At 64.7% G+C, this 24,413-nt stretch carries 22 protein-coding genes and 2 pseudogenes; 14 read left to right on the forward strand and 10 right to left on the reverse strand.

Going from position 1 to position 24,413, the window contains the following annotated elements; translation table 11 throughout:
* Together CHB99_RS29480 and CHB99_RS07800 are read right to left on the reverse strand one after the other, a co-directional pair.
* A pseudogene (locus CHB99_RS29480) lies at positions 1-739 on the reverse strand (IS3 family transposase); the annotation flags it as partial.
* Between the two features lie 323 nt (positions 740-1,062).
* Positions 1,063-2,460, reverse strand: a complete 1,398-nt coding sequence (locus tag CHB99_RS07800) for an aminotransferase-like domain-containing protein (protein ID WP_042130671.1) — start codon at positions 2,458-2,460, stop codon at positions 1,063-1,065.
* A 213-nt stretch (positions 2,461-2,673) separates the two neighbouring features.
* On the opposite strand from CHB99_RS07800, the gene CHB99_RS07805 reads away from it, so the two are divergent.
* The 4 genes from CHB99_RS07805 to CHB99_RS07820 all read left to right on the forward strand — a co-directional run bounded on the left by CHB99_RS07805 (position 2,674) and on the right by CHB99_RS07820 (position 7,432).
* Positions 2,674-3,876, forward strand: a complete 1,203-nt coding sequence (locus CHB99_RS07805; protein ID WP_042130669.1) for a benzoate/H(+) symporter BenE family transporter — start codon at positions 2,674-2,676, stop codon at positions 3,874-3,876.
* A gap of 83 nt (positions 3,877-3,959) precedes the next feature.
* Entirely contained in the window at positions 3,960-5,045 is a 1,086-nt protein-coding gene (locus tag CHB99_RS07810) for a sensor domain-containing diguanylate cyclase (RefSeq protein WP_042130667.1), read from the forward strand.
* Between the two features lie 84 nt (positions 5,046-5,129).
* Positions 5,130-6,737 carry a tetratricopeptide repeat-containing response regulator gene (locus CHB99_RS07815; protein WP_042130665.1) on the forward strand — a complete coding sequence of 536 codons (1,608 nt, stop codon included), beginning with the start codon at positions 5,130-5,132 and terminating at the stop codon, positions 6,735-6,737.
* Complete coding sequence (locus CHB99_RS07820; protein WP_042130663.1) at positions 6,737-7,432, forward strand: sensor histidine kinase; 696 nt, start codon at positions 6,737-6,739, stop codon at positions 7,430-7,432. Before CHB99_RS07815 ends, CHB99_RS07820 begins: the two co-directional genes overlap by 1 nt.
* Positions 7,433-7,817: 385 nt before the next feature.
* Here CHB99_RS07820 and CHB99_RS07825 read toward each other — a convergent pair whose 3' ends face one another.
* Positions 7,818-8,276, reverse strand: coding sequence for a PACE efflux transporter (locus CHB99_RS07825; RefSeq protein ID WP_042130765.1), 459 nt, complete (start codon positions 8,274-8,276; stop codon positions 7,818-7,820).
* A 108-nt stretch (positions 8,277-8,384) separates the two neighbouring features.
* Between CHB99_RS07825 and CHB99_RS07830 the strand changes: the two genes are divergently transcribed.
* The 3 genes from CHB99_RS07830 (at position 8,385) to CHB99_RS07840 (ending at position 11,054) form a co-directional block, all read left to right on the forward strand.
* Positions 8,385-9,260 (forward strand): LysR substrate-binding domain-containing protein, encoded by an 876-nt coding sequence (locus CHB99_RS07830; protein WP_042130762.1) that lies wholly within the window; start codon positions 8,385-8,387, stop codon positions 9,258-9,260.
* Between the two features lie 145 nt (positions 9,261-9,405).
* A complete protein-coding gene (locus CHB99_RS07835; protein ID WP_042130760.1) occupies positions 9,406-10,002 on the forward strand; it encodes a hypothetical protein in 597 nt (198 codons plus the stop codon).
* Between the two features lie 680 nt (positions 10,003-10,682).
* Complete coding sequence (locus CHB99_RS07840; RefSeq protein WP_042120990.1) at positions 10,683-11,054, forward strand: hypothetical protein; 372 nt, start codon at positions 10,683-10,685, stop codon at positions 11,052-11,054.
* Between the two features lie 10 nt (positions 11,055-11,064).
* Here the strand turns inward: CHB99_RS07840 and CHB99_RS07845 are convergent, their stop codons facing one another.
* Positions 11,065-11,949 carry a DMT family transporter gene (locus CHB99_RS07845; RefSeq protein WP_084702474.1) on the reverse strand — a complete coding sequence of 295 codons (885 nt, stop codon included), beginning with the start codon at positions 11,947-11,949 and terminating at the stop codon, positions 11,065-11,067.
* 293 nt (positions 11,950-12,242) lie between these two features.
* Here CHB99_RS07845 and CHB99_RS07850 point away from each other — a divergent pair, with 293 nt between their 5' ends.
* On the forward strand, positions 12,243-12,734 hold the full coding sequence (locus CHB99_RS07850; protein WP_042120989.1) for a GNAT family N-acetyltransferase: 492 nt from the start codon (positions 12,243-12,245) through the stop codon (positions 12,732-12,734).
* 49 nt (positions 12,735-12,783) lie between these two features.
* Here the strand turns inward: CHB99_RS07850 and CHB99_RS07855 are convergent, their stop codons facing one another.
* A complete protein-coding gene (locus CHB99_RS07855; protein ID WP_042120988.1) occupies positions 12,784-13,173 on the reverse strand; it encodes an NUDIX hydrolase in 390 nt (129 codons plus the stop codon).
* A gap of 191 nt (positions 13,174-13,364) precedes the next feature.
* Here CHB99_RS07855 and CHB99_RS07860 point away from each other — a divergent pair, with 191 nt between their 5' ends.
* Together CHB99_RS07860 and CHB99_RS07865 are read left to right on the forward strand one after the other, a co-directional pair.
* Positions 13,365-14,249, forward strand: a complete 885-nt coding sequence (locus tag CHB99_RS07860; RefSeq protein WP_042120991.1) for a LysR family transcriptional regulator — start codon at positions 13,365-13,367, stop codon at positions 14,247-14,249.
* A gap of 90 nt (positions 14,250-14,339) precedes the next feature.
* A complete protein-coding gene (locus CHB99_RS07865) occupies positions 14,340-15,266 on the forward strand; it encodes an AEC family transporter (protein WP_042120987.1) in 927 nt (308 codons plus the stop codon).
* A 6-nt stretch (positions 15,267-15,272) separates the two neighbouring features.
* Here CHB99_RS07865 and CHB99_RS07870 read toward each other — a convergent pair whose 3' ends face one another.
* Together CHB99_RS07870 and CHB99_RS07875 are read right to left on the reverse strand one after the other, a co-directional pair.
* Positions 15,273-16,472 carry a coiled-coil domain-containing protein gene (locus CHB99_RS07870; protein WP_042120986.1) on the reverse strand — a complete coding sequence of 400 codons (1,200 nt, stop codon included), beginning with the start codon at positions 16,470-16,472 and terminating at the stop codon, positions 15,273-15,275.
* 3 nt (positions 16,473-16,475) lie between these two features.
* Positions 16,476-18,137 (reverse strand): hypothetical protein, encoded by a 1,662-nt coding sequence (locus tag CHB99_RS07875; protein ID WP_042120985.1) that lies wholly within the window; start codon positions 18,135-18,137, stop codon positions 16,476-16,478.
* Positions 18,138-18,321: 184 nt separating this feature from the next.
* On the opposite strand from CHB99_RS07875, the gene CHB99_RS07880 reads away from it, so the two are divergent.
* Positions 18,322-18,966: an MBL fold metallo-hydrolase gene (locus CHB99_RS07880; RefSeq protein ID WP_042120984.1), complete on the forward strand. Its 645-nt coding sequence runs from the start codon at positions 18,322-18,324 to the stop codon at positions 18,964-18,966.
* A gap of 96 nt (positions 18,967-19,062) precedes the next feature.
* Positions 19,063-19,761, forward strand: coding sequence for a YiaD family glycine zipper/OmpA-like lipoprotein (locus CHB99_RS07885; protein ID WP_042120983.1), 699 nt, complete (start codon positions 19,063-19,065; stop codon positions 19,759-19,761).
* A gap of 117 nt (positions 19,762-19,878) precedes the next feature.
* Here the strand turns inward: CHB99_RS07885 and yihG are convergent, their stop codons facing one another.
* From yihG to CHB99_RS07900, 3 genes and pseudogenes are all read right to left on the reverse strand, one after another.
* Complete coding sequence (gene yihG, locus CHB99_RS07890; protein WP_042120980.1) at positions 19,879-20,766, reverse strand: 1-acylglycerol-3-phosphate O-acyltransferase, YihG family; 888 nt, start codon at positions 20,764-20,766, stop codon at positions 19,879-19,881.
* Positions 20,767-20,769: 3 nt separating this feature from the next.
* Complete coding sequence (gene pta, locus CHB99_RS07895; RefSeq protein ID WP_042120979.1) at positions 20,770-22,866, reverse strand: phosphate acetyltransferase; 2,097 nt, start codon at positions 22,864-22,866, stop codon at positions 20,770-20,772.
* A 34-nt stretch (positions 22,867-22,900) separates the two neighbouring features.
* Positions 22,901-23,228, reverse strand: a pseudogene (locus tag CHB99_RS07900) (DUF3565 domain-containing protein).
* On the opposite strand from CHB99_RS07900, the gene CHB99_RS07905 reads away from it, so the two are divergent.
* Both CHB99_RS07905 and CHB99_RS07910 read left to right on the forward strand, forming a co-directional pair.
* Positions 23,197-23,682 (forward strand): FKBP-type peptidyl-prolyl cis-trans isomerase, encoded by a 486-nt coding sequence (locus CHB99_RS07905; protein WP_042120977.1) that lies wholly within the window; start codon positions 23,197-23,199, stop codon positions 23,680-23,682. The pseudogene CHB99_RS07900 and the gene CHB99_RS07905 sit on opposite strands and share 32 nt — an antisense overlap.
* 152 nt (positions 23,683-23,834) lie before the next feature.
* Complete coding sequence (locus tag CHB99_RS07910) at positions 23,835-24,317, forward strand: glutathione peroxidase (protein ID WP_042120976.1); 483 nt, start codon at positions 23,835-23,837, stop codon at positions 24,315-24,317.
* Positions 24,318-24,413: the final 96 nt, after the last annotated feature.

Raw genomic sequence — 24,413 nt, forward strand, 5'->3', positions numbered from 1 at the left:
ATGACGGCCGCCAGGTACACCCATCCGCTGCGCGTTCGGATGTAAGTGATATCTGCAACCCATGACTGATTGATGCCTCCCGGCATGAACTGACGGTTGAGCAGGTTTTCAGCTATCGGCAAGTCGTGATTACTGGTGGTGGTATGAACAAACTTGCGCTTCCAGGCGCAGCGCAAGTCGTAGAGCTTCATCAAGCGACGTACCTTGAAGCGGCCAATGGACACGCCTTCCTGCCGCAAAACACCCACTAGTCGACGGCTGCCGTAGCAGTCTCCAGACGACACGAATGCAGCCTTGAGCTTGATGCCGACAGGGCAAATTGGATTGGGTTTCGCCTGTCGCTCATGGGCCTCATAGAAGCCCGAGCGACTGATCTGAAGCACGCGACAAACGCGCGCCACCGGGAAAGCCTTACTTTGCAATTGACGAACCAGTTGATGGATCACTTCAACTCGCGGGCAAAGAAGGCCGTAGCTTTTTTTAGTATGTCGTTGTCCATCTTCAGCTCTCGGACTTGCTGCTCAAGCTGGCGAATTCGCTGCTGTTCACTGGTCAACGGATTGCCTATCCCTGCTCCGCCCAACTGCTCGGCCTTGTACTGCTCTACCCAGCGGCGGACAGCGGTGTCATTCAAGCCCATGTCGACACAAACCGAGTTCACGCTCAGACCTTGATCAACAATCATCTTGCAGACCTGGAGTTTGAACTCGGTGGTGAATCTTCTGTACTTCTTGGTCATCGGGGGTACTCCTCAGTAGGGGGATTCTCCCTAATTGAGGTGTCCGGAGCCATTAGACCAGCACATGCGGCCGCTGCGCGCCCGTTCGCGAGCAAGCTCGCTCCCACAGGGCAGGTGGGCTTGTCGGGTGTGGCATCGCGGATGAGCTGAAACGGTGCCAGGCAACTGGGCTCAGCCTGGCAACGACACCTCTGTGGGAGCGAGCTTGCTCGCGAAGGACTGCGCAGCAGTCCCGGATCCGGGTTGTCATGTTTTACGGCCGCTGCGCATCCGTTCGCGAGCAAGCTCGCTCCCACAAGATGGACTGCTCTCCCGCTCAGCGCTCAATAAAACCGCCGCGGATCCGCAACCCCCACCAGACTCGCCAACTGGGTCAAGGCAAAGCGCAGTTCATCCTCCCGGGTCGGTGACATCAGCACCACCCGCACACCACGACTCCCGCCGCTGCGCTGCGCCTGGAACTGCGATCCGCTGAGCACCTTCACCCCCTGCGCCCGCGCCAGGGTGGCGAACTCATCCGCGCTCCACGGCTCCGGCAGTTCCAGCCAGAGGTGATAGCTGTGCGGCTCGGCCTTGATCTTCAGGCCCGGCAACAATTCCCGCGCCAGCGCCTGACGCTTCGCCGCCTCGTCCCGCTGCAACTGCACCAGGCGCTGATCCAGCCCCTGCGCGATGATGTTGCTGGCCAACTGCGCGGTGAGCGGGGAGGGCATCCATACGCTGCTGCGGACCATCGCGGTCAGGCGCGACAGCAGGCGCGGCGGGCTGTACAGGTAACCGATGCGCAACGCCGGCAACACCGACTTGGACAGGCTGGTGAGATACACCGAACGCTCCGGCGCATAACTGGCCAACGGCCGCAGCGTGGTGTCGGCAGCGAGGAAACCGTAGATGTCGTCATCGAGAATCAGGAAGTCGAATTCCTCGGCGATGGCGGCGATTTCCGCCCGGCGTCGGTGCGACATGGTGGCGGTGGTGGGGTTCTGGCAGGTGGCGACGCACACCAGCATGGCCGGGCGCTCGCGCTGGCACAGTTCGCGCAGCGAGGCGGGGATGATGCCTTCCTCGTCCATCTCCACGCCACGCAAACGCCGCTGCAGGCTGTGCGCCAGGGAAATGATCCCCGGATAGCACAGCGACTCGCAGAGGATCAGGTCGTTGCTTTCGGTCAGCGCACTGATCGCCACCAGCAGGCCATGCTGGGCACCGGCGGTAATCACCACCTGCTGCCAGGTGGCCTCCGGCAACGAGTGCCGCAACCACTGCGCACCAGCCTCGCGGTGCGCCGGATGACCACCGTCCGGGGCGTAGTCGAGGGATTGGGCGAAGTCGGTGCCGTTGGCCAGCTCCACCAGTGCACCGCGCAGCCAGGTGGATGCGGTGTCGCCCGCCGGTTTGATGATCGACAGGTCGAGCACCCGCGGCTCCGCCGACAGGCTGGCGGGCCGGACCAGCGACTCCGGCGCCGGCGGCTCGGCCCGCGGCGTCGCCCGCACATAGGTGCCACGCCCGACCTCGCCCTGCAGCAACCCGCGGCGCTGCGCCTCGCCATAGGCCCGGCTGACCGTGCCCGGCGTCACCTGCAGCCCCTGGGCCAGTTCGCGCAAGGTCGGCAGGCGCTCGCCCGGCTTGAGCTGGCCGCTGGCGATATCCCGCTCCAGCGCGTCGGCGATGGACAGGTAGACCGGTTGATTGAAGGCATTGAGCTGGGGAACCCACATGGACGTACTACCGAGGCAAACAAGTGCGCCGAGCCTATCACATCGCAGCAATCGGACCTCGCAGCGATGCAATCCGGGCGGACCCCGGGCAGGCATGAAGGGGTGAAGAATATTTCAAATTGTTTAATTGAGTCTATTGAATTGATTCGATTGAATCGAATAGATTTGAAATGAATCGAATCAATTTGCCTGCCCCGCTGACTGGAGAGCTGTATGGAGTCCCTGAGAAAAGATTGTTCGCTGTCGGCGATCGTCGCCGGCCTGATCGCTGTGATCATTTCCTACGCCGGCCCGCTGATCATCGTCTTCCAGGCGGCCCGCGAGGCGCAGTTGGCTCCGGCCGAGGTGTCGTCATGGATCTGGGCGATTTCCATCGGCAGTGGCGTCACCGGCCTGCTGCTCAGCTGGCGCCTGCGTGCGCCGGTGATCACCGCTTGGTCGACGCCGGGCGCGGCGCTGCTGGTATCGATGTTGCCGCAGGTGTCGCTGGCCGAGGCGGTGGGCGCCTATATCGTCGCCGCGCTGGTGATCGCCGTGGTCGGCCTCAGCGGCGCTTTCGACCGCCTGATGAGCCGCCTGCCCAAGGCCATCGCCGCGGCGATGCTGGCCGGCATCCTGTTCCGTTTCGGCGCCGAGCTGTTCACCTCGATCAAGCTGCAGCCGACACTGGTCCTGGCGATGTTCGCCAGCTACCTGCTGTTCAAGCGCCTGTCGCCGCGCTACGCGATTCTCTCGGTGCTGCTCGTCGGCTGCACGGTGGCCGGCCTGCTCGGCCAGCTGAACGCCTCGGCGCTGACCCTGGCCTTGGCCGAACCGGTGTTCATCGCCCCGCAATGGAGCTGGCACGCCATCGTCAATATCGGCCTGCCGCTGGCCCTGGTCAGCCTCACCGGCCAGTACGTACCGGGCATGGCGGTGATGCGCAGCGCCGGCTACACCACCCCGGCGCGGCCGATCCTCGCGGTCACCGCGATAGGCTCGGTGCTGCTGGCGCCGTTCGGCTCCCACGGTTTCAACCTCGCGGCCATCACGGCGGCGATCTGCACCGGCCGTGAAGCCCACGAACAACCGGGCAAACGCTATATCGCCGGGATCGCCTGCGGGCTGTTCTACATCCTCATGGGCACCTTCGGCGCCACCCTGGCCTCGGTGTTCGCCGCCCTGCCGCGGGAACTGATCGCCGCCCTGGCCGGGCTGGCCCTGTTCGGCGCGATCATGACCGGCATGGCCGGTGCCATGGCCGATGAAAAGCAGCGCGAGCCGGCCTTGATCACCTTCCTGGTGACCGCTTCGGGCATGAGCTTCCTGGGGCTCGCCGCGGCCTTCTGGGGCCTGATCTTCGGCCTGGTGGCGCACTGGGCGTTGAACTACAGCCGCCAGCGCAAGGCCGCCGGCGCCGCGGCGGGAGTGAACTAGCGCACAGCGGGGCGCGGAAAATTGGACGCGGATGGTGGCAATTAGCTATTTTAGCGCCGCTTTCCTTCTTCCGGCCCCGCCCCATGACCGCCTTCGACTGGCTCGCCCTTGGCACATCGCTGATGCTGCTGGCCCTGCTGCTGCGCGCCCGACGCCGCGAGCGGCGTCTGCGCGCCCGTCTCGCGGTGTGCCAGATCCGCCTCGACAACCAGCCGCAGAGCCCGCCGACCTTCGCCCCCCGCGACGACAGCGAACGCTACCAGCGCAGCCAGTACTTCGCCCGGATCGGTACCTGGGACTGGGATATCGACACCGAGGTGCTGTACTGGTCCGACGCCATCTACGGCATGTTCGGCTACCAGGTCGGCGAGATCACGCCCAGCTACGAGCGCTTCTGCAACGCCGTGCATCCCGATGACCGCGCCCAGGTCCGCGCCGGAGAGCTGCGCTGTATCGCCACCGGCAACAACCACGACGAGGAATACCGCGTGGTCTGGCCCGACGGCAGCGTCCACTGGCTGCGCGAGACCGGCAACATCGTGCGCAATGGCGATGGCGTGGCGGTGAAAATGATCGGCGTGGTCCGCGAGATCACCGAGGAAAAGGCCTGGGCCACCCAGCTCCAGCAACTGGCCCACAGCGATGCGCTGACCGGCCTGCCCAACCGCCTGGTGCTCGAGCACCGGCTGCTGCAGGCTCTGGAACAGGCCCGCGCCAGTGCTGGCCGGGTGACCCTGATCTTTCTCGATCTGAATGGTTTCAAGCGCATCAACGACCACCACGGCCACGCTGTCGGCGACCGTGTGCTGGTGCAGATCGCCCGGCGGCTCAAGCAAATGTTGCGTGCTGCCGATACCGTAGCGAGGATCGGCGGCGACGAGTTCGTGCTGATCCTCGACGGGATGCCCGAGGACGATGCCTGCGAGACGCAATTGCATGCGCTGTGCCGTCGCCTGATCGACACCCTGGCCGAGCCGATCAGCCTGGCCGAAGGCATCCTGCAGGTGGGCAGCAGCCTGGGCGTGGCGGTGTTTCCGCAGCACGCCACGGGCATGGATACGCTGCTCCACGCCGCTGACCTGGCGATGTACGAGGCCAAGCGCAGTGGCGACAATCAATACCGGCTGGGAAGCCACGGGTTGCTGGCGCCGGCCGACGCTCATGCGTGACCGGCGTGCCCTCGCGGGGGCGCCGGGCCTGTCCTTGTGTGTGTTGCGTGCGTGTTTCAATAATTTCCAAGACAGGTTTTGCGGATGCTGGTCTACAGCCAAAAGAGTTTTCTCATCGTCGATGACTTCACCGACTTCCGCACGTCGTTGCGTTCGATGCTGCGCGAGATGGGGATCAAGGACGTCGACACCGCCGAGAGTGGCGAGACCGCGATCCGCATGTGCGCGCAGAAGCGCTACGACTTCGTCCTCCACGATTTCCACATGGGCGACGGCAAGAAGAACGGCCAGCAGGTCCTCGAGGACCTGATGCTCGACAAGCTGATCAGCCACGAATCGATCTTCGTCATGATCACCGCCGAGAGCAGCCAGGCCGTGGTCCTCAGTGCCCTCGAACACGAGCCGGATGCCTACCTGACCAAGCCGTTCAACCGCGTCGGCCTGACCCAGCGGCTGGACAAGCTGGTGCAGCGCAAGACCCTGCTCAAGCCGATCCTCCAGGCCCTCGATCGCGGGCGTCCGGCGGAAGTGCTGGTGGCCTGCGAGCAACTGTGCAAGAAGGACCCGCGCTTCGCCCCGCTGTGCCTGCGCTACCGCGCCGATGCCATGGCCGCGCTGAACCGCCATGAAGAGCTGGAGCGCTTCCTCAAGGCCATCCTCGCCAACCGGCCGACGCCCTGGGCCTATTCGGCGCTGGGCAAGCTGTTGTTCAAGCGCGGGCAGGTGAGCCAGGCCAAGGATGTCTACGAGCAGGCGATCAAGACCTTCTCGATGATGCCCGGGCTGTACGACGGCCTGGCCGAGGTGCTGGTCGCCGGCGGCGAGACCCGCCGCGCCCAGCATGTGCTGGAAGATGCCGTGCGCCTGTCGCCGCTGGCGGTCAAGCGGCAGATGCTGCTGGGCAAGCTGGCCCTGGGCAACGCCGACTTCGACGGTGCCTCGCGGGCCTATCGCCAGGCTGTCAGCCAGGGCCAGAACTCGCGCTTCAAGGACCCGGAAAGCAACCTCGGCCTGGCCCAGGCGCTGATCCAGAAGAACGCCGGCAACGGCCTCGACGCGCGAACCCGGGTCGAGATCAACCAGGTGCTCGGCGATGTCGCCAAGGAGTACGCCGAGGACCAGGGCCTGCAGGTGCGTGCCCGGCTGATCAAGGCCACCGGCGTGGCCCAGGCCGGCGATGCCGAGACCGCCGCCAAGCTCACCGAAGCGGCCATGGCCCGCCTGGAAACCATGGACCAGTTCTTCTCCGCCGAGGCGGCCCTGGCCGTCGCCGCCCAGCTCAAGCAGTTGGGGCAGGAGGACGCCGGCAAGAACATCCTGCGCAACTGCGTCGAGGTCTACGGCGACGACAACGCGGTGATGCAGAACATCGCCAGGCTCACCGACGACCCGGCCATCCTCGGTGCCGGCAATGAAGCGGTCGACCTCAATCGCCAGGGCGTGCGCAGCTACCAGGCCGGGCAGTTGAACGACGCCCTGAACCTGTTCCGCAAGGCGCTGAAACTGCAATCGAAGAACATCAGCATCGCCCTCAACACCGCCCAGGCCCTGTTGCGCATGGGCGGGGAGAACCCGCCGGCGGCGGTGCTGCAGGAGTGTCGCGATTGCCTGGCCAAGGTGGCCGGCATTCCCGATACCGATCCGCGCTACGAGCGCTACCGCAAACTGCGCATTCGCGCTGTGGGGTCATGATGTCCAGGGACAAGGAATCGGGGCTGGATTTTTCCACGGTGATCGCCTCCACCGTGCACGACATGAAGAACTCGCTGGCCATGCTCATGCAGGCCCACAGCCAGTGGCTCGCGCGCCTGCCGGAAGGGCAGCACCAGGCCCCGGAGCAGGTGGTGATCGAGCATGAGTTCGTCCACCTCAACGGCATGCTGGTGCAGTTGCTCGGCCTGTACAAACTGGGGATCAACCAGTTGCCGATGCTGCCCGACTACCACGAGCTCGACGACTTCATCGGCGGCCTGCTCGCCGGTTATCAGGAGATTCTCGACAGTCGCGGCATCGTCGCCCGCTACGAGATCGATGAAGCCGCGCCGCTGGGGTTCTTCGACCGCGAGCTGGTGGGCTCGGTGATCTCCAACATCATCAACAACGCCACCCGCTATGCCGGGCATGCCTTGCTGGTGAGCGTGCGTGAGGAAAACGACGCGCTGGTGATCAGCGTCAACGACGACGGCACCGGCTTCCCGGCGGCGATGATCGAGCAGCAGGACCAGTACGTGCAGGGCATCGAGCACAGCACGGCGAGTACCGGGCTGGGGTTGTATTTTGCGGCGCGGATTGCGGCGCTGCATGAACGCAACGGGGTGCCGGGCAGGATCGAGATTGCCAATGGCGGGACGTTGGGGGGTGGGTTGTTCAGGTTGTATCTGCCGTAGGGGAGTGTAATGGCTGGCAGGTGCTCGCCTTGAGCTTTGCTGTGCTCTTGAGATCGAGCGCCGCCCGCGCGGCGCTTCGCGAGCAAGCTCGCTCCCACAGTTTGTTGCAACGTACCTTTGTCTGACAGACCGCCATTGGCCGCTTGGTGCGCTCGACGCGATATCAAGCCGAACCCAATAGCCGCCCCGCGTTAGATGGCCTCTCGCCCGACTCCAGCCAGGCACCAAGGCTGACAACACCAATCCCACAGGCCATGGCGCGTTGCAACAAGATGTAGGAGCGAGCTTGCTCGCGAAGCGCCGTGCGGACGGCGCTCGATCTCAAGAACGCTGCAAGGTTCAAGGCTAGCTCCTGGCAGCCCTGATGCGGTCTGCTGTAAAGCCCTCAGAGTTGCCCTCTCAGCTCGGGATCCAGACACTTCTCCGGCTTCGCCGAATCGGGCACATCGAACAGCTTGTCGAAGCCCCATTGGAAGGCGAACGCATAGAAAAAGAAGAACACGAACAGCGCCAGATTGGTCATCAGCGCCTGGAGCAGGCTGATGTCCAGCCAGTAGCTGACCAGTGGCACCAGGATGAGGGTCAAGCCGCCTTCGAAACCGAGCGAGTGGATCACCCGCCGGCCGAGGGTCCGCTCGCGGTTTGCCAGGGTGCGCTCGATGCGTTCGAAGACGTGGTTGTAGAGCATGTTCCAGCTCATCGCGACGGTCGAGATGAGCAGCGACAGCGCGGTCGAGTGGGCCAGCCCGCTGTCGTAGACGAGGGTGAAGGCCGGGGCGATGCAGAACACCGCTATCAGTTCGTAGGCCACAGCCTGGAAGATCTTGCGTTTCGGGCCCTGCATGGTTGCACCTGTGCGCTGGTTGTTCAGCGCATGGAACGGCATTTCGGGCCCGCGCTCAATTTCCCTATACTCAACGCCCTTGAGCAGAGCTGAATTGACAGGGGTGCCATGTTCAATCACTTGCCGTTGAACGCGCTGAGGTATTTCGAGGCGGTTGCCCGGCTGGGCAGTCTGAAGCGCGCGGCTGTCGAGCTGTCGGTCACGCCGTCGGCGGTTTCGCTGCAAGTGAAGAGCCTTGAGGAATGGCTGGGCACCAGCGTTTTCAGGCGAACGGCCAGCGGGCTGGTGCTGACCGCCGCGGGCGAAACCGTCTTCAAGTCGGCGCACACGATGCTGTATGAGCTTTCGGTCGTCCTGAACACGCAGCGCCAGAGCAAGGACGTGGACACCCTCAACGTCACCACCACGCCGGAGTTCGCCGCGCTGTGGCTGGTCCCGCGTCTGGAAGACTTCTACCTGCGCCATCCGACCATCCGCATCCGTGTCGTGCCCGACACCGAAGTGATCGATCTGCTGCGCAGCCACGATGTTCATGTCGCCATTCGCGCGACCAGCCAGGGGTATCCCGAGCTTTACCAGGAAGTACTGCTCGACGAGCAGTTCGGTGTGTTCGCGGCGCCTCGGCTGCTCGCCCGGGCGGGAGACGATCCGCCACGGTTGATCGACCTGTCCTGGAACGCCAACGCCAGTGCACCGTTCTCCTGGGCCGAGTGGTGCGGTCAGACCGGTCTGCAGGCGTGGCTGGGCAAGGAACTGCTCGATTACTGCAACGAGCACCTGGCGCTGCAGGCGGCCATTTCAGGGCAGGGCTACGTCCTCGCCAGTTGCGTGCTGGCGGACAGCAGCGTCAAGGCGGGGACGCTGGTGCCCTACCGTGGCGAGACCGTGCTGCCTGGCAAGTCCTACCTCGCGCTTTGTGCGCCGGGGAAGGAGCGACATGCCAGTGTCAGGGCGTTTCTGGATTGGTTGCATACGCAGGCCTGATGGCTGCACCGCTATCGAATCGCCGGGCCTCGACCTTCGAGTTAGTCGTTTGCAATGAATTGACAGTGCGGCGAACGCGCGGGAAGTTGTTCCCGTGCGATGTGAGTGGTGCACGGCCGATCTCCCTTATCCCGGAGCAAACAACGTGACCACTGCATCCCCCATTGCCTGCGTGACCAAAGCCAGCGCATTGCTCGTAATCCTCACGCTGCCCCAGCTTGTCCATGCGGATGACGCGTGTGATACGGCATTCGCGAAATCGACGGCAAGTTCCTCCTGCGACAGAGCCTTTACCCGGCAATACGAGCCGGGCTCCTGTGAAATCAGCGTCGAGTGCAAGAAGAGCATCGGCTACGGCATGAAGGCCTCGAACGTCATTCACAGGAAGCTGGACAGCGTTTCGCAACTGACCAACGAGGACGGCATCCTGCGCGGCGGGACCGAAGCAAAGCCACCAGTAGTCGTGACGCCCACCCCGGCTTCAGACGAGGATTGCCTGGGCGCCTGGAAAGCCTCGCAGGCTGGCAAGTACTGCAAGTCCGGGACGGCGAAGGGGGTGATCAACGGCTGCATCATCACCGCGTCATGCTACGCGTCGGGGGAGAATAGGCTCGTTGAAAAGCGCGGGCGTTACGTCTTCGAGAGTGTGTTCGAATTAAAGCTTGACCGTCAGGGTCTCAGCGGCGGCGAACATCTTCCGGATCCCGATCCCGATCCCGACCATCTTGGCGACTACCGTTGATGACTGCCTCGCTCCGGTGTCAGGTCGCTGACGCGGGACTCAGGTGTGGCCCTGCTCAAGCCTGCCAGTCCCCTGTTCGCAGGCTTGCGCGGCGTGGCTGGATGTGGCCCCACATGCATAGGTATCTACACAACTCCGAAAGCCTGGCGGGAAACTGCATCAGGGCCGCCAGGTGCCTGTCTTAAGTCTTGCAGCGCTCTGAAGATCGAGCGCCGCCCGCGCGGCGCATCGCGGATGAATCCGCTCCTACATTTGTTGCAACGTGCCATGGCCTGTGGGATTTGGGTTGTCAGCCTTTGTTTTTTCGGCGATGTATCGCGGGGAGGCTGTTGGGCTCGACTCGGTATCGAGTCGAACCAACAAGGCGGTCAACCATGGCCTGACAGACATAGGTACGTTGCAACAAATGTAGGAGCGGATTCATCCGCGATGCGCCGCGCGGGCGGCGCTCGATCTTGAGAGCGCTACAAGACTCAAGACAGGCACCTGGCGGCCTTTATGCGGTTCCCCGTCAAGCCGTCAAAGATGTGTACAAAGAGCGGTTTCTTTGCATGATGTGGCCGTGCCCGCACTTTCGCATTAGTCACTTCTGCGGAATTGACCGCCCTCGCGGGTGATCCGATGCTCGATGCGTGCGATGTGAGTAGTGCATATCCTCTCCCATGACTGGAGCGTGTGAAATGCGCAACTTACATTCGATATCGATTCTGCCCCACCTGCGTTTTTCCCAAGGGCTGCGCAACAGCGTCGTGCTGCTTTCGACATTGCTGCTGGCGTCGCTGTGCAACGCGGCGACCAATGCCAGTTGCGAGAAATCCTGGAAGGAATCCTCCGCGGCCAAGAGTTGCTCGACGGCAATCGTGGTGGCAACGGGCGACACCTGCACCATCACCGCGGCGTGCCTGAATTCCCGCGGCATCAAGGACTATGTCAGGGGGCATTTCAAATCGGACAGCGTGTCCAAAGTGATCAACGAGAATGGCAGCCTCACCGGGGGAACCCCGGTCAGCAACCCTGATCCGGCGCGCTGGGACGATCGCGTCATTCAATAAGTGGCCAGCTTCATTTCCGCTTGCCCTTGCTCAACGCCATCCCCACCCCACCCAGCACCACCGTGGAGATCACCACTAGGCGCAGCGACAACGGTTCGCTCAACAGCAGCACGCCACCGAGCGCGGCGATCACCGGCACGCTCAATTGCAGGGTCGCCGCCTGTTGCGCACTGATCCGTTTCAACACGCCGTACCACACCGCGTAGCCTGCTCCGGAGGCGAGCATGCCCGAGGCCAGGGCGTAGACCAGGCCGTGGCTGTCGATGCTCAGCTGGCCGCCGGACACGCCAGCCAGCACCGGGATCAGCAGCAGCGGCAGGCTGCGCAGGAAGTTGCCGGCGGTGTCGCCGAGCGGATTGGCCGAGCCCTTGCCGATCAGCGAATAGGCACCCCAGGCGATCCCTGAAATCACCATGCACAGCGCGCTGAGCGGCGCCGGCGCGTTGGCGCCGGGCAGCAGCAGGGCGATCAGGCCGGCGAAGGCGATCAGCATGCCCGCCAGCACCCGGCCTTCGACGCGATCACCCTTGAGCCGTGACCAGGCGAACATGGTGATCTGCACCGCGCCGAACAGGATCAGCGCCCCCACCCCGGCCCCCAGGCGGACATAGGCGATGGAGAACAGCCAGGCATAGAGAAACAGCGCCAGCCCGCCTTTCCAGCTGCCGCCCAGGGGCTTGCCGGGCTGGCGCAGCCTGACCAGGCAGAACAGGAACAGCGCACCGCCGAGCAGGCGCACGGCGGTGAAGGTGTGCGCATCGATGTTGCCGTGGACCAGGGCCAGGCGGCAGAAGATCGAGTTGGCGGCGAAGGCCAGCAGGGCGAAGGCCGCGGGGGCGATCCAGCCGGCGGGAGGGGTGAGCGCTGTGGCAGCCGTGGTCTTGTGGTCATTCATCTCTGGGTTGGCCCGGGAGGTAGAAAAACGGTCGTGCCTGTCGTTGCGTTGATTGCATGGAATCGCATGACGACAGGCGTTCTGTGCAATTCATAGAGGGCATCGGGCTGGCTGGTAAAGAAGTTTTTCTTTGCCGGTGGGATGCTTTTGCCATGCCGGTACTTTGGTTGTGGCCCCCGCGCGCCGGAGCAAACGGCTCTGGCATCTGTATGGCGAGCGGAAAGCGGATCTGTGTCTAACGCGGCAAGCGGGGTGGATCTAGCATCGGCTTCTGCGACCAAGGTATGAGTACGATGAACGATATCCCGGGTGATCTGGACTTTGCGCAACTGACGGTGCGGCGCCTGCACAGCGCCGATGGCGAGACGGTATGCCGGCACCGTGAGGCGATGTTTCTCGAGGCCGGTGGCGATGCCGCGACCCTGCAGGTGATGACCGGGCATTTCCGGCCCTGGCTGCAGCCGCGCCTGGCGGACGGGCGTTATTACGGGTTCGTGCTGGAAGACGGCCGGCAGGTCGCGGCGGCCATCGGCCTGATGAGCATCGACTGGCCGCCCCATCCGGCCCATCCGCAGCTGGATCAGCGTGGCTATGTGCTGAATGTGTATGTGGAACCGGAGTATCGGCGGCGGGGGCTGGCGTCGAAATTGATGCAACTGGCCGAGGCGGAGTTTGCCCGGCGCGGGTTGGGCTTTGCCGTGTTGCATGCGACCGACGCGGGACGGCCGGTGTATGCCGGATTGGGCTGGAATGCGACGGCGGAGATGGCGAAGGTGCTGGGGTGACCCTCCGCCAGTGTACGGCGCTCCATCCACGCTTGATTGAGCGAGAGGGTCAGACGCACAGGGCGGGCAATTGCCGGGTCATCAACGCGACGGCGCTCGGGGTGAGCAAGGTGGCATTCAGCTGGTTTCGCCTGACCCATTTGCACGCGACGATTTCATTGTTGGCGACCGCCTGGCTGCAATCGTCGAACTGAGTGGTGAAGACGTGGTGCACGACATTGCCGACTTCGAGAATGCACAGCGGCAACAGCCCGCTGCAGCAGAGCCGGGTCTCCTCTCGCAGTTCCCGCGCCGCCGCCTGGATCGGCTGCTCGCCGTCCTCGATGGTGCCGCCGGGGAAGTTCCACTTGCCGCCTTTCTTGCGCACCAGAAGTATCTTCCCGCTGCGCAGGCAAATGATCGTCGCTCTGGCTTTGCATCCACGGCCTTTGTCTGGCATCGGCTCAGTCCTGGATCGGTTGTTCTCGAAACGTCCTGGGTATACGCCGCGTCCTTTTTTCCGTGACTCGCCGGATGGCGGTCGGGTTCAATCGAACAACTGAGAAGGAACCGTTACCCAAGGATAGTATGCTGTGGCGCAGCAAGATCCGTTCCTGCGCTCCAGCCACCCCACTGCCACGGCCTCTGTCCATGTCTCTCCGCGCCCTGCGTACCCTGGTCGCCATCGCCCAGCACGGCTCCTTCGCCCGCGCCGCCGAAGCGGTGCACCTCACCCAGTCGGCGGTGAGCCTGCATATCCGTGGGCTGGAAGAAGAGTTCAACGCCCCGCTGTTCGATCGCTCGCGACGCCTGCCGGTGCTCACCGAGGCCGGGCACCTGGCGCTGGAGCGGGCGCGGGAAATCCTCGCGTTGTACGACGCTATCGCGGTCGAGCTGGGCGAGGACGGCGAGCTGCGCGGTCGCCTGCGGGTCGGCGCGATCCACACCGCGCTGGCCGGCATCCTGCCGGCGGCGTTGGCGGCTCTGGCCGCCGAGCATCCGCATCTGCGGGTCAACGTCGCCTCGGGCATGTCGGCGGAGCTGGCCACCCGGGTCGAGGCGGGCGAACTGGATGCGGCGGTCACCACCGCGCCGGTCAAGCCCCATCCCTATGGCCTGGTCAGCACCATCCTCTACGAGGAGGGCTTCTGGGTGATCGCGCCCAGGCACCTCGCCGACGTCGAGCCGCGCCTGCTGCTCCAGGAACAACCCTTCATCCGCTTCGACCGCCGCGCCTGGGCCGGGCGCACCATCGAGCGCGAGCTGCGGCGCCTGCGCCTGCGGGTGCGCACGACCATGGAGCTGGACAGCCAGGAGGCGATCATCCAGATGGTCGCCAGCGGCCTCGGCGTGTCCGTGGTGCCGTCGTCGGCGCGCAATCTGCAGCGCCTGGGCACGCTGGCGTGCATGCCCTTCGGCGAGCCGCAGCGCACCCGCCAGGTGGTGCTGATCGAGCGCGAGGACCGACCTCGCGGGCGCCTGGCCGCCGCCCTGGCCCAGGCGGTGCGGCGCCAGGCGGCGCTGACCGATGAGTAAAACTTGAGGGTGACTCAATAATTCATCGTTTTTAATCAAGCGAGCGGCTCTTTATCGTAGCGTCCATCCCGCGTTTTTCCGGACGGTGCCATGACCCTTGCCCTGCTTCTCGCCTTGTTGCCCATCGCCCTGCTGATCATGCTCGGTGCCTGGCTGCGCCACCGCCAGTTCCTCGCCGATGCCTTCTGGCCGCAGGCCGAGCGCCTGAGTTACTACGTGCTGCTGCCGGCGCTGTTCGTGCACGGGCTGGCGACGGCGAAGCTGGACGGTGTGCCGGTGCAGGGCATGATGCTCGCCCTGGTGTCCTCCACCGTGCTGGTGGCCCTGCTGCTGGTGGCGCTGCGGCGCTGCTTCGCGGTCGACGACGCGGCGTTCACCTCGGTGTTCCAGGGGGGCGTGCGCTTCAACAACTATGTTGGCGTCTCCGCGGCGGCGGGGCTGTTCGGGACCCAGGGCATCGCCCTGGCGGCGGTGGCCAACGCCGCCATCGTGCCGACGGTGAATATTCTCTGCGTGCTGGTGTTCGCCCGCTATGGCTCGGCGGGGCGCATGACCTGGCAGGACGTGCTCAGGCAGATGGCGCTCAATCCGCTGCTGCTGGCCTGTGCCGGCGGGATTGTGCTGCACGCCACTGGCTGGGGGCTGCCGCTGGCGCTCGAACCGCTGCTGAAAACCCTGGGCCAGGCCTCCTTGCCGCTGGGCCTGCTGTGCGTCGGCGCGGCCCTCGACCTGCGCGCGGTGCGCAGTTGGCTACGGCCGGTGGGCCAGTCGTCGGTGGCGAAGTTCATGGTCATGCCGCTGATCACCCTGGCGGCCTGTCATCTGTTCGGCCTCAAGGGCGAGGCGGCGATCGCGGCGCTGCTGTTCCAGGCGCTGCCGACCGCGTCGTCGTCCTACATCATGGCCCGCCAGCTGGGCGGCGATGCGCCCCTGATGGCGGGGATCATCGCCGGGCAGACCCTGCTGGCGGCGCTGGCCTTGCCGTTGGCCGTCAGCAGCCTGTTGCCGTGGATCTGAGCGGGCTCACGATGTCGCTTGCGGGGCCTGCTGAACCTCGACCGCCGGTGTCGCTGTCGGGGCTTGCTGGGCCTCGACGGCCGGTGTCGCTGCCGGGGCTTGCTGGACCTCGACCGCCGGCGTCGCTGGCGGAGCCTGCTGGACTTCGACGGCCGCTGGCGCTGGCGGCGCCAGCCACAGCGGCATGCTGCCGATCGCCGCGGCGCCGGCCAGGGCCAGGCCGCACAGCCCGGCCAGCAGGCGACCCTGCTTGCGCGCCAGGCGCTCGTGCGCCTCGCTGTGCGCCTGGTGCAGGGCGTCCAGCGCGGTTTGCCGCTCGGCCTGCTCCTGCTGGCGCTCGCTGCGTTCGCTGCGCAGGGTCTGTTCCTGTTCGGCCAGTACTTCGCGCAGTTCCGACAACTGACGGTTCAGGTCGGCCTGGCGGTACTCCTGCTGCTGCGCCTGGCTGGTGATCTCGGCGCTCAGTCGATCGGTGCTTTCCACGGCGGCGCGATGCCGGGCTTCGAGCGTGTCCAGCAGGCGCTGGTCGAGGGCCGCGAGGCGCTGTTCGAACGCGGTCTCGATACCTTGGCGCAGTTGCGCCTGAGCCCGTTCGAAGGTGTTCGACTGCTCGTCGAGGACTTCCCGCACCAACTGCTGCTGTTCATCCAGGACACCCTGGATCCGCCGCATGCGCTCATCGAAATTGGCCAGCAGTTTGTCCCGGGTTTCCAGCACTTCGTTGGCGATGCTGATCAGCTGCTCGCCATGATCGTCGGTCAGTCCCTGGACTTTCAGCAGTTCGGTGACGTAGGTGCGCAGGTTGGCGGCCTGGTGCTTGATCACCGCCTGGTGCTGCTCCAGACGGGTGTTCTGCCGGGCGAGTTCCTCGGCCCTGGCGTCGAGCGCGGTTTGCTGGGCGCTCAATTGCTGCTGCTGTTCGGTCAGTTGCTGCGCCTGCAGCGAACTGATCACCATCAACTGGGCCAGGGTCTTGGAAAACTCGGCCTGGACTTCCTGGGCGTCCAGCTGAGCGTTCTTCAGCTCGCCACGGTTGAACAGGCGGCCCAGGAAGCTGCGTTGCTCGTGTTCATCGCGCACCCGCTTGAAGTCATCCAGGCGCTTGAAGGTGTTATGAAATTTTTCGTACACCTCGGCGATGTCGATCTGCGCCAGCAGATCTTCGCTGGGTACGGTGCTGGCCAGTTGGGCAATGACCTGGGACATTCCTTAGCTTTCCTTCATGAACTGCTGAAGCAACGAACCGAGTCGTTCGTTGAATTGTTTTTTCGTGTCGATCGCCTGGGACAGGGCGGCGATGGTGCCGGCCTGTTCTTCCACGGTCTGTTGTGCGTGTTCCAGCGCAGCCTGCGTGGCCTGGCCGGCCTGCTCGAAGCGCCCGGCGATGCGCTGGTTGAGCTGGGCCATCATGCGGTAGCGGGCCGAGAGGCGGAACTGCTGCTCGACCCGCTCGATCATCCGCTGGCCGAGTTCGGCGGTGGCTTCGAGGGTGTTGATCTGCGCGTTGATGAAGTCGGTGCCCTTGTCCAGCATCCAGTCGATCAACGAGTCGATGCCATACATCAGCAGGGCATTGGCCAGGCCGGTCATCAGGCCGGTCAGCACCGGCGCGATCACCCCAGCCATTGGCGCGAGCAGCGGAATACCGACGATGAAGGCATTCACCGACTGCTCCCAGAGCATGCCCGCGCCCAGGGTGAACAGGCCGGCCAGGCTCTTGCTCACGGCTCGCGCCACCTCGGCCCCGGACATGTTCTCCGGGGGCCAGAGCAACAGCTTCACGGCCTTGAACAGCTCCTGCATGCCTTCGCGGATGATCGTCACGACCTTGGCCGAGGTGGTGATGAGGTTGTTGATCAGGAAGGTCAGCAGGTTGCTCACCAGTCCCTGCAGGCCGCCTTCGAAGAAGGCGTCGAAGGCAGCCTTGAACTTGCCCTGCACACGTTTGAGCACCCGCTCCACCGCCGCCATCACCCGATCGAGCAGGGGGCGTTCGTCGTCGCGCTGGCTGATGACCTTGTGCACTTCGACGAAGCTGCCGTTGACCACTTCGAACAGCAGCACGCCCATGGCGCGGCGCAGGCCGGTCTTGCCGAACTCCCTGGCGCCGGTGATGCCCAGTTCCTTGCCGTGGTAGAGCAGGCGGTCGCCGGTCTGTGGCAAGTGCGAGTCGATGGCCGCGCGGGCCTTGTCGATCAGGGGCTGGGTGATGGACTCGTCGTAACCGTTCTCGGCGCTGAGCGCGGTCTCGGCGGCGATATCGCTCTTGGCCCGGTTGTTCTCGTGGGTGGTGAAGTGCAGGTTGTCCTTTTCCGAGGCCAGCTTCTTGCGCTGCTCCGGGGTCAGCATCCAGCCGCCTTCCTTGTGCGCCTGCTTGAGGGGGATGGTGTGGTCGAGTTCGGCGTTCATCACCTGCTTGCCGTTCGACTTGGCCGTGCGCTTGGTTGCCTCGGTCTTGTTGGTGTAAGCGTCGACGAAGGTGTCCGAGTTCATCGTGCCGTTCTCCACGGCTTCCTTCTTCTTCTCGCTTTTCGCGGCGGAGTAGTCGTAGTCGGCTTCGCGGTCGTAGTACTCGGACTCCTTGGCGTAGATGTCCTGGTTGGCGTTGTGCTGGGTGGTGACGTTGCCGCCGTCGATATCCGAGAACATCGCCGGGGTCAGGCCGAAGGGCCCGACCACCTGCTGCAGCGCTTCTTCGCGGCAGCGGTTGAGCAGTTCCTGGAGACGCTGGTGCTTGAGCGCTTCGCGCTCGGAGCGGGGACTGTCGGGGACCTGCAGCTGGCGCTGGTCGGCATCGACCACGGAACTGAGCAGGGCATCGAGATTGGCGGTGAGCAGCGGATCGACTTGCAGGGTCGGCCGGGAGGTCATGGGACGTTCCTTGTCGGAGGAAGCCTGCGCAGCAGGGAAAAGGACAAGGATAACATTAGGCCACTATTGATTGCGCGAGACGCGGCCGCGGCGCCCGGGCGCTGCGGCCGCGTCTCGCGGATGGTTGATTTTCAATTTTGAATACCGATTAAAATTGCTGCCTGCCTGTTGAAGGAATACGCTCATGAATCCCGCCCCCACCACGCTTATCCGCGAAACCTTCCCTGTCGGTCCGTTGCAGTGCAATTGCACGATCATCGGCGATCCGGTGACGAAAAAGGCCATTGTCGTCGATCCGGGCGGCAATCCGGAACTGATCATGCAGAAGCTCGATGCCCATGGCCTGAAGGTGGTCAGCATCATCCACACCCATGCGCACCTCGATCACTTCCTCGCCTCCGGGCAGTTGAAGGAAAAGACCGGCGCCACCCTGCACCTGCACAAGGACGACCAGTTCCTCTGGGACAACCTGGAAATGCAGTGCCGCATGTTCGGCGTGCCCTACACGCCGGTGCCATCGCCGGACTGCTGGCTGGCCGATGACGAGGAACTGGCCTGCGGTTGCGGCGTGGCCCTGCACACGCCGGGACATACCCCGGGCTCGATGAGCTTCTGGTTCGCCGATGCCAAGCTGCTGATCGCCGGCGACACCCTGTTCCGCCGTGGCGTGGGGCGCACCGATTTGTGGGGGGGCGATCAGGCGACTATCGTTCGATCCATCAAACAGCGGCTGTATCGCCTCGACGAAGAGGCGACGGTGGTGGCCGGGCATGGTCCCGACACCCGCCTGGGCGAGGAAATGCGCGAGAACCCGTTCGTACGGGCCTGAAGTCAGCAGGGAATTTTTCCGCTCCGCCGCACTCCAAGGCTGGTGGCGAACTCAAAGCAGTTCGCCACCTATACCGAATTACTGCAGGAGCTTTCCATGTTCACCATGCGTCGTTTGATTATCGTCGCTACCGCCGCTGCCCTGATGACCGGCTGTGCCGGCCAGAACCCCTATGACAACCAGGGCGGTCAGGCGCAGGGCTCCTCAGGGATGAGCAAGACCGCCAAGTACGGTGGCCTGGGCGCACTGGCCGGCGCAATCGCCGGTGCCGCCATCAACCACGACAACCGTGGCAAGGGTGCGCTGATCGGCGCGGCGGCAGTGGGTGCCGCGGCCGCGGGTTATGGCTACTACGCCGACAAGCAGGAAGCCGAGCTGCGCGCCAGCATGGCCAACACCGGTGTCGAGGTTCAGCGTGAAGGCGACCAGATCAAGCTGATCATGCCGGGCAACATCACCTTCGCCACCGACTCGGCGAACATCGCCCCGAGCTTTTACTCGCCGCTGAACAACCTGGCCAACTCGTTCAAGCAGTTCAACCAGAACAACATCGAAGTGATCGGATTCACCGACAGCACCGGCAGCCGCCAGCACAACATGGACCTGTCGCAGCGTCGCGCGCAGGCGGTGAGCACCTACCTGACCTCGCAGGGTGTCGACGCTTCGCGGGTGAGCGTGCGTGGCATGGGCCCGGATCAGCCGATCGCGAGCAATGCCGATGCCAACGGACGGGCGCAGAACCGTCGGGTGGAAGTGAACCTGAAGCCGATTCCGGGGCAGAACTACCAGCAGTAATCGCTGCAACGCCATGCACCCTATCCGTAGGAGCGTGGCTTGCCCGCGAAAGGACCGCGCAGCGGTCCCGATTGTTCAGGGACCGCTGCGCGGTCCTTTCGCGGGCAAGCCACGCTCCTACGGGGCAGACGTCTTCATCTGCTCCAACCGCTCGTCCTTCCTCTCCCACAACCGGTTGATCCACGCCTGGAACGCTGCCCGGTACGCCTCGTCCTGGTCGTAGCTGCGGCCAAGGAACTCTGCCGGAATCCGCAGTTCCTCGAACTCCACCACGATCCGCCGCACCCGCCCACACAACAGATCCCAGAACCCCGGGGCACCCTCGGGATAGTGAATGGTCACGTCGATGATCGATTCCAGTTGCTCACCCATGGCGTCCAGCACGAAGGCAATCCCGCCGGCCTTGGGCTTGAGCAGGTGGCGAAACGGTGAGTTCTGCTGGCGATGCTTGGCCGCGGTGAAGCGCGTGCCCTCGGCGAAGTTGAAGATCGCCGTCGGCTTACCGCTGAATTTCGCACAGGTGCGCCGGGTGGTTTCCAGGTCCTTGCCGCGCTTTTCCGGGTGTTTGTCCAGGTACGCCTTGCTGTAGCGCTTCATGAACGGAAAGCCCAGCGCCCACCAGGCCAGGCCGATCACCGGGACCCAGATCAACGCCTGCTTGAGAAAGAACTTCAGCGGCCGGATGCGCCGGTTCAGCACGTACTGCAGCACCAGGATATCGACCCAGCTCTGGTGGTTGCTGGTGATCAGGTAGCTGTGCTGGTAGTCCAGCCCGGCGAGCCCCTCGACCTGCCAGCGGGTGCGCCCGAGCAGCTTCATCCAGCCCTTGTTGTTGCTGATCCAGGCTTCGTGGATGTGCCGCATCAACTCGTCGGTGACGCGCTGCGCCGCGGCGAAGGGCAGGCACAGCTTGAACAGGCTGACGATGAACAGCGGCGTGCAGCAGAGCAAGGTGTTGAGTCCCAGCAGCAAGGCGGCGAGAGCGCCGCGCAGATGATCGGCCATGACTCAGTATTCCGCCGCGTGGCTGGCCTGGATCGCGGTCAGGGCGATGGTGTAGACGATATCGTCCACCTGGGCCCCGCGCGGCAGGTCGTTCACCGGTTTGCGCAAGCCTTGCAGCATCGGCCCGAGGCTGACGCAGTCGGCGCTGCGCTGCACCGCCTTGTGGGTGGTGTTGCCGCTGTTCAGGTCGGGGAACACGAACACCGTGGCGCGCCCGGCGACCTGGCTGTTGGGCGCCAGCTGGCGGGCGATGTCCTGGTTGGCGGCGGTGTCGTACTGCAGCGGGCCGTCGATCAGCAGGCCGCGTTGGCTCTCCTGGGCGAGCAGGGTGGCTTCGCGGACCTTCTCCACTTCCTCGCCGGTGGCCGAGTCGCCGCTGGAATAGCTGAGCATCGCCACCCGCGGCGCGATGCCGAAGGCCTGCGCCGAGTCGGCGCTCTGCCGGGCGATTTCCGCCAGTTCGGCGGCGCTCGGGTGCGGGTTCATCACGCAGTCGCCGTAGACCAGCACCTGCTCCGGGAAGAGCATGAAGAACACCGAGGACACCAGACTGCAGCCCGGCGCGGTCTTGATCAGTTGCAGGGCCGGGCGGATGGTGTTGGCGGTGGAGTGGACGAGGCCGGAAACCAGGCCGTCCACTTCGTCCAGGGCCAGCATCATGGTGCCGATCACCACCGGGTCTTCCAGCTGCTGCTCGGCCATGGGGGCGTTCAGGCTCTTGCTCTTGCGCAGGGTGACCATGGGCTCGACGTAGCGTTCGCGAATCAGGTCCGGATCGAGGATCTCCAGACCTTCCGGCAGGCTGATGCCCTGGGCGCGGGCCACGGCCTGGACGTCGTCCGGCTTGGCCAGCAGCACGCAGCGGGCGATGCCGCGGGCCTGGCAGATGGCGGCGGCCTGGACGGTCATCGGTTCGGCGCCTTCGGGCAGGACGATGCGCTTGTCCGCCGCCTGCGCCTGCTGGATCAGGCGGTAGCGGAAGACCGCCGGCGACAGGCGCATTTCCCGCGGCGTTCCGCAGCGCTGGTGCAGCCAGTCGGCGTCGAGGTGGCTGGCGACGAAGTCGGTGATGATCTCCGCGCGCTCGCGGTCGTCCACCGGGATTTCCTTGTTGAGCTGGTTGAGCTGGTTGGCGGTGTCGTAGGAACCGGTGCTCACCGAGAGAATCGGCAGGCCGGCGAGCAGGGCGCCCTGGCACAGTTCGAGGATGCGCGGGTCGGGTTTGCTGTCGCTGGTCAGCAGCAGGCCGGCCAGGGGCACGCCGTTGATCGCCGCCAGGCTCACGGCGAGGATGATGTCGTCGCGGTCGCCCGGGGTCACCACCAGGGTGCCTGGCTTGAGCAGCGGCACGGTGTTGGCCACGGTGCGGGCGCAGAGAATGATTTTGTTCATGCGCCGGGTTTCATAGTCGCCGGCATTGAGGACCTGGGCACCGAGTAGGTCGGCGACATCGCGCGTGCGCGGATCGTTGAGTCCGGCCTGGAACGGGATGCAGCCGAGCAGGCGGAAATCGCCACTGCGCAGCAGCGGCGAATGGTCGCGCAGGCGCATGGCGAAATCGGCCATGGATTGGTCGCCGCGGACCTTGTTGAGGATCACGCCGAGGACTTTCGGGTCCTTCGGGCCGCCGAACAGTTGCGCCTGCAGTTCGACCCGGCCGGAGAGCTCGGCGAGTACGTCGTTCTCCGGTGCCGAGACGAGGATCACCTCGGCATCCAGGCTCTTGGCCAGGTGCTGGTTGACCCGCGCGGCGTAGCTGGCATGGCGGGTCGGCACCATGCCCTCGACCACCAGCACGTCCTTGTCGACGCAGGCCTGCTGGTACAGGGTGATGATTTCTTCCAGCAGTTCATCCAGCTGGCCTTCGCCGAGCATGCGCTCGACATGGCTCAGGCTCAGTGGCGTGGGCGGCTTCAGGCCGTGGGTGCGCGAGACCAGTTCGGTGGAACGTTCCGGCCCGGTGTCGCCGGGGTGCGGCTGGGCGATCGGCTTGAAGAAGCCGACCTTCAGGCCGGCGCGCTCCAGGGTGCGGACCAGACCCAGGCTGATGGACGTCAGGCCAACCCCGAAGTCGGTCGGCGCGATGAAAAAAGTCTGCATGCGGGCTTCTCGGAATGAGCGGTGCAAAAGAGAGTCAATTGCCAAGGGTATCGCTATCGCACCCCTGTGCGCACCAGCCACAGGCAAAAGCCTCGCCGATGCGTCGTTGTCGCTCGGCGGCGTCGAGGACCCAGGCGCGGGATTGCCAGGGAGGCTGGTGGCGCAGGTGCTGGGTATGCGCGCAGGACAGTTCGACCACCCAATGGCCGTCTTCGTCCTGATGAAAGCCCTCGATGCGGCTGACCCGTTTGTCCGGGTTGCGTTCGCTTTCGGGCGATGCGTTGGTTACACTTGGCCCTTCATACTTCTTATGCAAAAGGTCTCGCCCCCATGCTGATCGCCGCCAACAAGGCTGTCTCCATCGACTATACCCTGACCAACGACGCCGGTGAGGTCATCGACAGCTCCGCTGGCGGCGCGCCGCTGGTGTATCTGCACGGTGCCGGCAACATCATCCCGGGCCTGGAGAAAGCGCTGGAAGGCAAAGGCGTCGGTGAAGAACTGAACGTCACCATCGAGCCGGAAGACGCCTACGGCGAATACCTGGCCGAGCTGGTCAGCACCCTGAACCGCAGCATGTTCGAAGGCGTCGACCAACTGGAAGTCGGCATGCAGTTCCATGCTTCGGCGCCGGACGGCCAGATGCAGATCGTCACCATCCGCGACCTGGACGGCGACGACGTCACCGTCGACGGCAACCACCCGCTGGCTGGCCAGCGCCTGACCTTCAAGGTCAAGGTGGTCAATGTCCGTGATGCCAGCGAAGAAGAAATCGCCCATGGCCATGTCCATGGCGAAGGTGGCCATCACCACTGATTTTCTGCGCTAAGCTCAGAGAGTCGCGAAGGCGCCTTGTCCTTCCGTTGTGCAACCCGCAAGGGTGCATGCGGCAGGCCAGGCGCCTTTTTAGTGGGCCGCGTTCGTGGTCGGCCGCCGGGACAACCGGGATCCGTAGAGGGGAGTACGTCATGAGTGCATTTCACGACCTGAAGTTGCAAGCGCTGGACGGCCAGGACCTGCCGCTGGCGCCGTTCAAGGGCCAGGTGGTGCTGGTGGTCAATGTCGCCTCCAAATGTGGCCTGACGCCGCAGTACGCGGCGCTGGAAAATCTCTATCAGCAGTACAAGGACAAGGGCTTCGCGGTGCTGGGCCTGCCGTGCAACCAGTTCGCCGGACAGGAGCCGGGCAGCGAGGCGGAGATCGCCGAGTTCTGCAGCCTCAATTACGGCGTCAACTTCCCGCTGGGAAGCAAGCTGGAGGTCAACGGTGCGCATCGGCATCCGCTCTATCGCCTGCTGGCGGGCGAGGGCGCGGAGTTTCCGGGGGATATCACCTGGAACTTCGAGAAGTTCCTCGTGGGCAAGGACGGCCGGGTACTGGCGCGCTTCTCGCCGCGTACCGCACCGGACGATCCGACGGTGGTGCAGGCGATCGAGAAGGCCCTGGGCTGAGTGTTGCCCTTGAGGGCCTCATCGCGGGCAATGCCCGCTCCCACAGGTCATGTGTTCGCCGCGGACCTCGTGGGAGCGGGCATTGCCCGCGATGGG

Origin of the sequence: Pseudomonas japonica (assembly GCF_900188455.1) — a bacterium.
Lineage (GTDB): Bacteria > Pseudomonadota > Gammaproteobacteria > Pseudomonadales > Pseudomonadaceae > Aquipseudomonas > Aquipseudomonas japonica.